We start from the raw sequence: 11,970 nt of genomic DNA, 5'->3' as shown, positions 1-11,970 counted from the left end.
CTACCAATTTTTTACTTGTTCAAACATTTCCTTGGCATCTTCTTCATTTCTCAAGATAATCAAAATTGAGTTATCGTCTGCCAGGCAGTTGAAAATTCTCTCTGAGAAAGTATTCATCAGCTGACTCTTGACAAAGGCAGTATTCCCAGGAATGACATCCAGATTGATCATATTTCCCATGCGCTCAGAACCTACTATGTTATTCTCAGCCAACTGCAAACTTCTTACAATTGTTTTTGGCAATTCATAGATGTATTTATTGTTCTTCAAGGGAATTTTTACGATACCCAGTTCCTTAATATCTCGTGACACCGTCGCTTGAGTGGCAGAGATACCTGCTTCTTTTAAATGCTCAACGATTTCTTCCTGTGTTCCGATTTGATAATCTGTTACAAATCTTCTAATTTTTTCAAGTCTTTCTTTTTTATTCATCTTTAAATTCTCTATGTGCTCTCTCTACAACTTTTTCTATTTCAGGGGCAACTTGGTTACTTGCTCCCTCTTCCTTTTTCAAATATGCCAGAAATTCGATATTTCCATGTCCACCTTGGATTGGTGAATAGTCTAATCCAAGCACTGAAAAACCTTGCTCAACTGCCATAGCAGTGACTGTTTCAAGGACATGTTGATGAACCTTGGCATCACGAATGATTCCATTTTTCCCAATCTGCTCACGGCCTGCCTCAAACTGAGGTTTGACAAGTGCTACAACTTGACCTTGATCAGCCAAAACACGGTGCAAGGCAGGCAAAATCAGACTCAGGGAAATGAAACTCACATCAATACTGGCAAAGCTCGGTTCCTGCTCAAAGTCAGTCTTTTCAGCATAACGAAAATTAAACTGCTCCATACTGACAACCCGAGGATCTTGACGCAATTTCCAAGCTAACTGATTGGTACCAACATCAACTGCAAAGACCAACTCCGCACCATTTTGCAACATGACATCGGTAAAGCCTCCGGTAGAAGCACCAATATCAATCGTGGTTGCGCCATCAACTGACAAACCGAAGGCCTGCAAGGCCTTTTCCAGTTTCAAACCACCACGACTGACATACTTGAGTTTTTCACCTTTGAGTTTTAGCTCAGTATCATCTGGGATTTTCTCTCCTGGTTTGTCAAAGCGTTCTCCATTAAGGACTGCTACAACAAGCCCAGCCATGACACCACGCTTGGCTTGTTCACGTGTTTCAAACAACCCCTGTTTATAAGCTAGTACATCCACTCTTTCCTTAGCCATTGATTCTCAAACTTTCTACTACACTTACAATCGATTCTGTTTCAAAGGGAACCTGATGGGCAATTTCCTCTAGTTTTGCATTAGCTTGATCCAGAGTTTGGTTACAAAAAGCAATCGCCTCCTCCAAACCCAACAAGGCTGGATAGGTTGACTTTTCTGCCTGTAAATCCTTTTGTGGGGTCTTGCCGATTTCCTCAAAACTAGCTGTCACATCCAGCACATCATCTCGAACTTGAAAGGCCAGCCCAATCAATTCACCAACTGTTTTCAGTTTTGCTTGGATTTCTGGTGCTAATTCAGCTATGATAGCAGCTGCTTGGAAAGGATATGCTAGTAACTTACCCGTTTTATTGGCATGAATGGTCTGAAGTTCTTCCAAAGACAAATGTTGGTGTTCGCCTTCCATATCCAAAACCTGCCCTGCCACCATGCCCAGACTACCTGAAGCAAGGGATAGGTTGGCAATCAAGTCCACCTTGATCTGACTTGGCAAATCTGCCTGCGCTATCAATGCAGAGGGATCTAGGAACAAGGCATCTCCTGCCAAAATCGCCATAGCCTCGCCGAATTTCTTATGATTTGTCAAGCGTCCCCGACGATAATCGTCGTCATCCATAGCAGGTAGATCATCGTGAATCAAACTTCCTGTATGAATCATTTCCAAGGCCGCAGCCACCTGCGCGTGAGCTGGTTGGATTGCGACCTGCAAGGCTTCCAGAACTTCTAGCAAGAGAAAAGGACGAATACGCTTGCCCCCAGCATGAATGGAATAGAGAACGGACTCTCGTAAACTAGAAGCAATCTGCTGGTCTCCATAAAAATCTTCCAAGGCAGACTCGACAAGAGCTAATTTTTCTTGCTTCTTCATTCAAAATCACTTTCTGTTCCGTCTTCTTGCATGACCTTGACCAAGGTCTTTTCAGCCTTGTCCAGCGTCGCTTGGAGCTCTTTTGACAAGACCATGCCCTTTTGAAATGCAGCAATTGCATCTTCTAGAGCAATTTCACCATTTTCCAAATTTTGGACAATAGTCTCCAGTTCTGCTAGATTTTCCTCAAATTTCTTTTGTTTTGACATCTTTAACCTCTAATTCTACCTGACCATCTCGCATCAAAAGCGTCACTTGGTCTTTTTTCTTCAACATCTCAACCGAATCCACAACTGTCTCTTCTTTTTTGACAATAGCATAGCCACGCGCCACAATTCGGCTAGTATCCAACATCAGCAAGGCTTCTGAAAGTCGCTTGACTTCAGCAACCTTGGCATCATAAACCAGAGCCATTTGGCTACGTAGCAGCTTGTCTAACTGACCAAGTCGGTCCTGATAGCGTTGGATTTTGGTTATAGGTGATAATTGTACCAGACGATGGGTTCTTGCTTGGACTAATTGGTTACTATCAGAAATCCGTGTTCGCAAACTTTGTTTTAAGCGCAGTTGTAGCTGATCCAACCGTTGCAAATAGCCGTCATACAAGCGCTCTGGTTGTCTAAAGATAACAGACTGACTGCATTTTTTCAAAGCTTCTTGTTTCTTAGATAGGACATTTCGGACTGCTGTTGCCATACGTTTTTCTTGATTTTGCAAATGAGCTAATAGATCCAACTTGGTCACAGGTGTTGCCAGTTCAGCAGCAGCTGTTGGAGTCGCAGCCCGTCTATCTGCTACAAAATCCGCTAAGGTCACATCCGTCTCATGTCCAACACTGGAGATAACTGGCAAACGGGATTCAAAGATAGCTCTTACAACAATCTCTTCGTTAAAGGCCCAGAGATCCTCAATAGAACCCCCACCTCGACCAATGATGAGAACATCTAGGTCCTCACGCTCATTAGCACGCGCAATATTTCGAGCAATTTCCTCCGCAGCTCCATCACCTTGCACCTTGGTCGGATAGAGAAGAATATCGACACCAGGAAATCGTCTGCTGACGGTCGTGATAATATCTCGAATAACGGCTCCACTGCGACTGGTTACTACACCAATTCTCTTAGAAAATTGGGGCAGAGGTTGCTTGAACCTCTCTTGAAACAAACCTTCTTCTGTCAATTTTTTCTTGAGTTGTTCAAACTGAATCGCGAGAGCCCCAACCCCATCAGGCTCAGCTTTTTCAATGATAATAGAGTAGCTCCCGCTGGGTTCATATACCTGTACACGCCCAATCACATTGATTTTCATTCCTTCTTCGAGGTCGAAGCCTAATTTCTGATAAATCCCAGACCAGATGGTCGCTTGAATGACTGCGTGGTCATCTTTTAGGGAGAAATATTGGTGAGTAGGACGTTTACGAAAGTTGGAAACTTGACCAGTTAAATAGACCCGTTCCAAGTAAGGGTCTTTATCGAATTTCATTTTCAGATACTTGGTCAAAGTTGTTACCGATAAATACTTTTCCATCTCCACCTACTATTCATTTTCTTGCTTTTCCATGGGTATTATTATACCAAAAATATGCTTAAAAATCTCCTTTTGCATACCGAAACTAAAGGAAAAATAGAAAAAGGAGGCCAAGCCTCCTCGTCTGATTATTTGCTGTTACGAGCTTCTTCCAAAATCTTTGCAATCTTGGTTGTCAACAGGTCGATAGCCACGGTATTGCTGACCCCCTCAGGAATGACGATATCCGCATACCGCTTGGTCGGCTCAATGAACTGGTGGTACATAGGTTTTACCACACCCAGATATTGGTCAATCACGCTATCCAAGCTACGGCCACGCTCCTCCATATCACGTTTGATACGACGAATAATGCGCACATCATCATCCGTATCCACAAAAATCTTGATATCCATCAAATCGCGCAGACGCTTGTCCTCCAAGACCAAAATTCCCTCAACGATAAAGACATCTTGAGGCTCCTGACGATAGGTCTTGCTACTCCGTGTATGCGCTGTATAGTCATAAGTCGGAATGTCCACTGGACGACCCGCTAATAACTCTTTAATTTGCTCGATCATCAAGTCTGTATCAAAGGCAAAAGGGTGGTCGTAGTTGGTTTTGACGCGTTCTTCAAAGGTCAAATGAGACTGATCCTTGTAGTATGAATCATGCTCAATCATGGAAATCTTCTCATCAGGAAAATGTGATAAAATGGCCCTCGAAACACTGGTCTTACCACCACCAGAACCACCTGTCACTCCGATAATGATTGGTCTATTTTGCATGCTATCCTCCGTTTTTTTATCCGTCGTCTATTCTATCACATTTTTAGCAAAATTTATAGTCTGATTTTGGATAGATTATGGATAACAATTCTAATACTTTCACTCCAGTTAGACTAGCTAAAAACTTTCCTTGGCTTGTAGAAATTGTCCCTTTTTTCTAGAATTGCTAGCAATTTATCATCTTCAAAGGCAGCCAATTCCTTATCCAACTGTTCTAGCTCGATAAAACGACCAAAGCGTACTTCTGTAGCCTGTTCCGGACTTAGGAAAACTTTGACAAGGTCACCTGTACCAATCTCTAAAGGATAAAGAAAGTCCAGTTGCCCTGCCTCTACTTTTTCAGCAATTTCTTCCAAGGTCAAGGCATCTTCTAACTGTAAACCGGCTGCACTAGTCCGTGTCAGGTGAGACATATGAGCCGCATAACCAAGCTTCTCTCCCAAGTCAACAGACAAGGTACGGATATAAGTCCCCTTACTACATTTTACACGAAAAGTGAATCGTGCGAGGTGATCCTCATAAGAAATCGGACTTGTCCGTTCAAATTGATAAATAGTCACCTGACGTTCTGGACGCTCCACTTCCTGACCAGCACGCGCATACTCATAGAGCTTGCGACCATTGACCTTGACAGCCGAGTACATAGGCGGAATCTGAGTAATAGGCCCAATCAGACTGGCAATCGCTTCATCGACAATGGTTTCATCCAAGGGCGACAAAACAGGTGTCTCAGCAACCACTTCCCCACTAGCATCCTCGGTTGTCGTTGAATAGCCCAGAGTAATCTCTCCCTCATAGACCTTACCCTCATCCTGCATAAACTCGACCATGCGTGTCGCCTTGCCAACTGCAATAGGCAAAACACCCACTACATCCGGATCCAAGGTTCCGCCATGACCAATCTTCTTGGTTCCCAAAATCTTACGCAGCTTAAAAACCGCATCATGCGAAGTCATCCCCGCCTCTTTTTTTAAGTTGATAATACCGTTCATCTGTTACTTTCTAATTCCCTTTTCACTTTACATCAACATATTCTATCTTAGACAGATTTTAAAACTATATCAGCTCATTTTTCTAAATACTTCCTAGCTTCCTGAACATAAAAGAGTTCTGGATTTTCATGGGCGATGCTTTCAAACAAACTACGGGCACGTTCTTCATCTCCTTTTAATTGAGCGTTGAGGGCTCCGTAATAAGAAAACATGATTCGAGCTAATTTATTTTCTGGTTCGGCAGTGTCGAAGTAGTCGTTCACTTCTTTATTGAACACAATATCTTTTATGGCTTGAGTTTGGGCGATTAGTTTAGCTTTCCCATCTTTCGAATCTGGCGCCTTGGACAATTGTTCCTCAAAGAAAGCAATGTCTCGCTCATCTTGAAGATGGATGGAAACTTTTAATAGTTCATAGGTTGATATTAAAAATGTATAGTCTCTTAATCTACCCCAAATTTTTTTCAAATTATACTTGGACATAATTTCCTTGGCAGCTTGAAAATCTCCTTTTAGATAAGCCACTTGACCTTGGATAAATTGGTAATACTCTTGATATGTTGCCCTAAAGGGCTTAATAGATTTTTCTGATTGAACTCTGAACATGTCCACATAGAGCTTAAGATTAATAGAATCGTTTAACACTAGATAAATAACTTTGTTTAGGACAAAACGTAGGTATAAAACTAGACTAGCAATTAGTACTACTACTAATAATAATATTACTCCCCACTTTTTGGTATCACTTTGGAAAATTAAAAACACAGCCAACACATCCAAAACAAGTCCAATAATTGAGCTAATTTGACTAATAGTCTCTATTTGTAGAAGAATATTCTCTGTCGCCCTACTCACTATTTTTTCAATTAATTTCATATGTTACTCTCATTTCACTAATTCTAAATATTTCCTCGCTTCCTTAACATAGAAAAGCTCTGGATTTTCATGAGCAATGCTTTCAAATAAACTACGAGCACGAGTTTCATCTCCTTTTAGCTGAGCATTGAGAGCTCCGTAATATGAGAACTTGATTCGAGCTAGCTTATTTTCTGGTTCAGTTGTATCGAAGTAGTCGTTTGGTTCTTTATTAAACACAATATCTTTTATGGTTTGGGCTTGTGCAACGAATTTAGCCTTACCACCTTTACAATCTGCAGCCTTGGACAATTGTTCCTCAATGAAAGCAATACCTTGCGCATCTTGAAGATGGATAGAAGATAGAAATTCATAATATAATTTCTTAAATTCAAATATTTTTCTATTTTTTTTAGAAATATTAGAAAGATTGATATTTGAATATTGACTAAGTGCTAATAAAAAATCTCCTCTGAGGTAAGATAATTCTCCTGTGATTAATTCAAAACTTACTTCATTAAATTTCTTATTAAACTTATTGGAATGACTAACACTGTGTTCAAAGAAAGATTGATATTTCTTAAAATCAATCAAAGTCTCCTTCCAATATAGAAGAACTTTCCATGTCAATAAACTTAAAAAGATGCCAATAACTATAAATAATACCGACAAAAATAACAGATAACGTACTGCAATAATATTTTGTTTAAACAATAAAAACAAACCCAAAATTGCTATATAAACTGCAACAACTACTAAATATGAAGATAATCGAATACAAATATTATAAAGAAATTTTACATCTTTATTTGCTAATAATTTAATCAAGCTTTTCAATTTTATAAAAATCCTCCAAATAAAATTGTTTACTAAATTCTCTCAGTAAAAAATTTTCAAAATCATCTTCATCTTCAACTATTGTATACATTCCGTTGTTCACTATAAAATAGTCATTATTGATCATGTAGTGTCCATCGGAGAGTCTTGAAAAATCAATGTCATCTAACTTCAATTTGTCACGTTCACTAAGTGTTAAACGTAAACGAAGGGCTCCCTCTTTCATATAGTCTTTAAGAGAAATTGCTGCATATCCTCCAAATGCTTGTTTTTCTGGACTAGATGAGTTTTGATTTTGAACTGCTTTTTCTTTAATAAAAGAAGTGATTCTAAATGAACGTGATATTTGAAAACCTGGACTAGCTAATGGCTGATCTTCAGCATCAAATACAGATAAATCATAACCTTTCTTTTTAATAGCATCTTCCACTACTGACCTAAAATCTTTTAGAACTATTTGAGCTTCATCACTTGAAACAGCATTTTTTATAAATTCCTTTAGGCCATATTGTTCATCAATGAAAGTAACATATTTTAATTTTTGACGCGTGTACTTAGCACCCACTTTTATGGTAACTCCCTTATCGAAAACATCAAAGACACCTACATCGGAAATATTACTATCATAGTATGAAGACTTAAGTGTTAATTCGTAGTTCAAATCCCTAGAATGATAAAACTCTTGTAATTGTTGTACTTTGGTATTATTTCTCAAGTAAGTTTGAATTTCACTACCTAGAAATGGAGAAAAAATTCCCACTAATACTATAATGACTACAATTCTACTCACTTTTTGATTATACTCCCCCTTTTGATAAATCCAATCTATATACGGAAATAAAAATAAAGAAAAAATGAAACTCCAAAGATTAACATCTGTTATAAAATCAAAAGAAACTATCATCTTAAAATTTAATAAAAACATGAGAAATATTGATAAAAAAACATTGCCAATCAATAGGAATGCAATCAGACACTTCATTTGATTTTTTGCTTTTTTTACATAAGTTATACCTACAATAAGATTGGCTAGAAAGCTAAAAATATAGCCAAAAATAGTTGGAAAAAAGCCAACCACTCCAAAAAGCAAATCATATCTAGACCTTTCGTTAGAAACTGTTGAACCTTCGAAGTTCAAAAAACCGTATAAAAAATTGAGCAAAAAAACAACTAATGGTAAATAGGCAATATATATATCCGTAAATTTTAGAGGTTTTTTTATAGTCAAGTTTACTCCCCCTTCAAGGCATCAAACTTTGCTTTCATTGTTGGATTCTTCCGAGTCAATTTTTTAACGGAAACATCTTCCAACTTATTATTTGCGAGACGGAGTTGATTTTCTGATGTTGTTAGAAACTTTTTGACCTCTTCCATCCGTTTGATAGCCTTGTCGATTTCATCGATGGCTTTGCCAAAGTTAGTCGAAGCAGAGTTGTAGTTCTTGGCAAAGGCCAATTTAAAGGCATCCAAGTCTTCCTCAAAATGGGTAATATCGATATTCTGCTCACGAACAAGCGCTAACTCTTGTTTGTATTCTAGGGAATTTAATGCAGCATTTCTTAAGAGTCCAATTAACTGGATAAAGAATTGAGGACGGACGACATACATCTTTTCATACTCGTGGCTGACGTCAACAATCCCAGTGTTAAAGTAGTCATTATCGGCCTCAAGCATGGTCACCAAAACGGCATATTCACAGTTTTTCTCCCGGCGGTCCTTGTCCAACTCCTTGTAAAAATCTGCATTCTTATGCTTCTTCTCTGTTCCGTCCGCTTCATTCTTCATCTCAAACATGATGGAAATAATTTCGACACCATTCTCATCACATTCACGGAAGATAAAGTCACCCTTAGACCCACGCGCAGAAACCTTGTTATCCTTTTCAAAGTAAGCATTTGGAAAGGCAAAACTGCGGACCTTATTGAACTCACTCTCTACATACTGTTCCAAACTTTCACCGATTGCCTTGGTAGATTGTTGAGCCTTAAAATTCTTGTAAAATTCAACCTGCTCACTGGCCGCCTTGAGCTGGGCTTCGTAATTTTGCTTAACTGAAGCAAGAGAAAGTTCGTTCTCCTTTTCTTGCAATAGGAGTTGATTTTTGACCTGATCGCGCTCTTTTTCTAGGTCAGAAAGAGTTTTCTGTAGTTGATTTTCATGCTCTAAACGCAAGGTAGCCAATTGATTTTCCAAGGCCTGTACTTCCTTATCCTTTGCCAATAAAGCCTGATGACTTGTTTGTTCAACCTCTTTCTTAGCCAGTTCTTTCTCTGTATCAAAGTTTTGGATTTGACTCTGTAATTGCGCGATTTCTTGGTCTTTTTGAGCCAGTTTAGTCTGTTGTTCATTCATAGCCTTCTGCTCAGCCAAGGCCAGCTCCTGCTTCATGCGATCGTGCAATTCCTTATCAAACTCAGCCGTTCTCACTTGGGATAAAAGTTCGGCATACTGGCTCTCATTTACTGTAAAGACTTCCCCACAGTTGGGACATTTGATTTCGTTCATAACTTTCCTCTTTCTAGACTTCTTTAACCATTATATCATGCCTGAGGGAAAATCAAAAACAGCGAGTCGAAACCCACTGTTTATATCTGTTGCTTTAAATCTTTTCCAAGGCCAAGCGCAAATCTTCAATCAAATCCTCTACATTTTCAAGACCGATCGACAAGCGGATTTGGTTTGGTGTAACTCCTGCTGCTTCTAGATCTTTTTCTGACAACTGACCGTGAGTGGTTGTCGCTGGATGGACAACAAGCGATTTGGCATCTGCTACGTTTGCAAGGTCAGAGAAGATTTCCAAATTATCAATCACCTTACGAGCCTCTGTCTCTCCACCTTTAACATGGAAGGTAAAGATTGAACCAACACCTTTTGGCAAATATTTCTCAGCCAAGGCATGATATGGACTGTCAGCAAGCTTTGGATAGTTAACTTTTTCAACCTTAGGATGGTTGACAAGGAAATCAACAATTTTCTCTGCATTTTGCACATGGCGTTCCACACGAAGTGAAAGGGTTTCAAGTCCTTGGAGCAAGAGGAAGGCATTGAATGGTGACAAGGCAGCACCTGTATCACGAAGCAATTGAACACGAACAGCGATAATAAAGGCTGCTACCCCAACATCACGAGTATAACTCAAGTTATGGTAACTTGGATCTTCCTCAACAAATTGAGGGAATTTCCCTGATGCTTCCCAATCAAAACGACCACTGTCCACGATGACACCGCCAATAGTCGTACCATGTCCACCGATAAACTTAGTTGCTGAGTGAATGGCAATATCTACACCGTGAGAGAAAACGTTAATCAAATATGGTGTGGCAAAAGTATTGTCCGAAACGAGAGGAATCTGGTGTTTGTGCGCAATCTCAGCCAATTTTTCCAAGTCAGGAATGTTAATCAAGGGATTCCCTAAGGTTTCAATCAAGACAAGCTTGGTATTGTCACCGATAGCTGCTTCAACTTCCTCCAAATTATCCACATCTACAAAGGTAGTTGTGATTCCATAACGAGGAAGGGTTTCTTTCAAGAGATTGAAAGTACCACCGTAAATAGTTGACGCTGCCACCACATGGTCACCAGCGTGAGCAAGCGCCAAAATAGTGTAGGTTACAGCAGCCATACCTGATGCGGTAGCTAGTGCTCCAACGCCACCTTCAAGAGCTGCAATTCTTTCTTCAAATGCTGCTGTTGTAGGATTTGTGATACGAGTATAGATATTGCCTGGTTTTCTCAATGCAAACAGATCTGCACCTTCCTGTGTGTCATCAAAAACGAAGGATGTTGTTTGATAAATAGGTACTGCACGAGATTTGGTCGCTGGATCAACTACTTGTCCAGCATGTAATTGTAGGGTTTCAAATTTAAAATCACGAGTCATAAGACGACCTCCAAATAGCTTCATTAGGGATATTGTATCATCTTGTACCAGTCTTTTCCAATACAGTTTTTCTATATTTTGATATAAGGAACAACTATGACTAGTCTTACATCTCAAACAAAGAAGCACGATTAACTCGTGCCCGTTTTTTAATCTACATAAGTATCTTCGTTTTTGTTGAGGAAAGCGTAAGGCAAGCCCATCAAGAGACCTCCTCCGATAAAGTTCCCGACAAAGGTTACACCCCAGTGACGAAGAATATTAGGTATGTCAAAGTTTGCAATTGAATCCGCTGCAACACTGAATTTAACAATCGCGAAAGAAGCAAAGTTCGCAGCAATGTGTTCGTTTGTTAAGAATACAAACATGTAAATTGCTGATAAAACGAGCCAAAGTTTGGCGCCACCGTCTTTCACCAAAACAAATGAAAGAATGGCAATATTTACAAAAATATTGGCTAAAATACCTTCAAGCAAGACTAGCTCATTGGAACGCCCTAATTTCATCTCAACAACTCCTGAAATGAAACTATCATGTGTTAGATTTGCATAGGCTGCTGAATGGGCAAAGCCCCAACCTGCTATAAGAGCACCAATGAGGTTAAAGAAGGTACAGTATAGTAAAATCTCAGCTGTTTTTCTCCAAGAGATTTTTTTCAAGAAACTACCAGCTGTCAAAAACATCATATTTGAAGTTACTAGCTCAGCATTCAAGAAAACAATGTAGGCCAATCCCCAAGCAAAAACAAATGGGAAAAGGAAACGTCCACTACCAGGTGCGATCTTATTAATCAAGTCAGCACCAACTGCGCCCGCAGCCGTACTAAATGTTAAAAAGGCACCTGCAAACATGGAACGAATTGCATACTTAAACTTGCTTTGGCTATAAAGACTTTCTTTCTTCTTACAAGCAAATTCAATCTTTGAGATAAATTCTGAAGAGACCATAAAAAACTCCTAAAACTTTTATTTGTGAATATTATAACATAAAGCACGCATTTTGAAA

At 39.3% G+C, this 11,970-nt stretch carries 13 protein-coding genes; all 13 read right to left on the bottom strand.

Annotated features, from left to right (window positions below; translation table 11 throughout):
* Positions 1 to 432 (bottom strand): arginine repressor, encoded by a 432-nt coding sequence (locus FGK98_RS04000; protein ID WP_001034389.1) that lies wholly within the window; start codon positions 430 to 432, stop codon positions 1 to 3.
* On the bottom strand, positions 425 to 1,240 hold the full coding sequence (locus FGK98_RS03995) for a TlyA family RNA methyltransferase (protein WP_138100136.1): 816 nt from the start codon (positions 1,238 to 1,240) through the stop codon (positions 425 to 427). The genes FGK98_RS04000 and FGK98_RS03995 overlap by 8 nt, the downstream gene beginning before the upstream one ends.
* Positions 1,233 to 2,108: a polyprenyl synthetase family protein gene (locus FGK98_RS03990; protein WP_138100134.1), complete on the bottom strand. Its 876-nt coding sequence runs from the start codon at positions 2,106 to 2,108 to the stop codon at positions 1,233 to 1,235. Before FGK98_RS03990 ends, FGK98_RS03995 begins: the two co-directional genes overlap by 8 nt.
* On the bottom strand, positions 2,105 to 2,317 hold the full coding sequence (locus FGK98_RS03985; protein WP_138100132.1) for an exodeoxyribonuclease VII small subunit: 213 nt from the start codon (positions 2,315 to 2,317) through the stop codon (positions 2,105 to 2,107). Before FGK98_RS03985 ends, FGK98_RS03990 begins: the two co-directional genes overlap by 4 nt.
* Positions 2,295 to 3,635 (bottom strand): exodeoxyribonuclease VII large subunit, encoded by a 1,341-nt coding sequence (gene xseA / locus FGK98_RS03980; protein WP_138100131.1) that lies wholly within the window; start codon positions 3,633 to 3,635, stop codon positions 2,295 to 2,297. The genes FGK98_RS03985 and xseA overlap by 23 nt, the downstream gene beginning before the upstream one ends.
* Before the next feature lie 128 nt (positions 3,636 to 3,763).
* A complete protein-coding gene (gene udk / locus FGK98_RS03975) occupies positions 3,764 to 4,402 on the bottom strand; it encodes a uridine kinase (protein ID WP_001181369.1) in 639 nt (212 codons plus the stop codon).
* Positions 4,403 to 4,515: 113 nt separating this feature from the next.
* Positions 4,516 to 5,394, bottom strand: coding sequence for a tRNA pseudouridine(55) synthase TruB (truB, locus tag FGK98_RS03970; RefSeq protein ID WP_138100129.1), 879 nt, complete (start codon positions 5,392 to 5,394; stop codon positions 4,516 to 4,518).
* 74 nt (positions 5,395 to 5,468) lie between these two features.
* Complete coding sequence (locus tag FGK98_RS03965; protein ID WP_138100127.1) at positions 5,469 to 6,269, bottom strand: hypothetical protein; 801 nt, start codon at positions 6,267 to 6,269, stop codon at positions 5,469 to 5,471.
* Between the two features lie 9 nt (positions 6,270 to 6,278).
* Complete coding sequence (locus FGK98_RS03960; RefSeq protein ID WP_138101030.1) at positions 6,279 to 7,076, bottom strand: hypothetical protein; 798 nt, start codon at positions 7,074 to 7,076, stop codon at positions 6,279 to 6,281.
* The gene (locus tag FGK98_RS03955) at positions 7,069 to 8,313 is read right to left on the bottom strand and encodes a glutamyl-tRNA amidotransferase (protein WP_241993323.1); all 1,245 of its coding nucleotides are present in this window, start codon (positions 8,311 to 8,313) and stop codon (positions 7,069 to 7,071) included. Before FGK98_RS03955 ends, FGK98_RS03960 begins: the two co-directional genes overlap by 8 nt.
* 2 nt (positions 8,314 to 8,315) lie before the next feature.
* Positions 8,316 to 9,590 carry a DUF2130 domain-containing protein gene (locus FGK98_RS03950; protein WP_138100125.1) on the bottom strand — a complete coding sequence of 425 codons (1,275 nt, stop codon included), beginning with the start codon at positions 9,588 to 9,590 and terminating at the stop codon, positions 8,316 to 8,318.
* 94 nt (positions 9,591 to 9,684) lie between these two features.
* A complete protein-coding gene (locus FGK98_RS03945) occupies positions 9,685 to 10,965 on the bottom strand; it encodes an O-acetylhomoserine aminocarboxypropyltransferase/cysteine synthase family protein (protein WP_138101029.1) in 1,281 nt (426 codons plus the stop codon).
* 149 nt (positions 10,966 to 11,114) lie between these two features.
* On the bottom strand, positions 11,115 to 11,912 hold the full coding sequence (locus FGK98_RS03940; protein ID WP_049478154.1) for a formate/nitrite transporter family protein: 798 nt from the start codon (positions 11,910 to 11,912) through the stop codon (positions 11,115 to 11,117).
* Positions 11,913 to 11,970: the final 58 nt, after the last annotated feature.

Origin of the sequence: Streptococcus australis, assembly GCF_901543175.1 — a bacterium.
GTDB lineage: Bacteria > Bacillota > Bacilli > Lactobacillales > Streptococcaceae > Streptococcus > Streptococcus australis_A.
The sequence above is the reverse complement of the archived record's forward strand: the minus strand, read 5'-3'. Positions and strand labels throughout refer to the sequence as shown.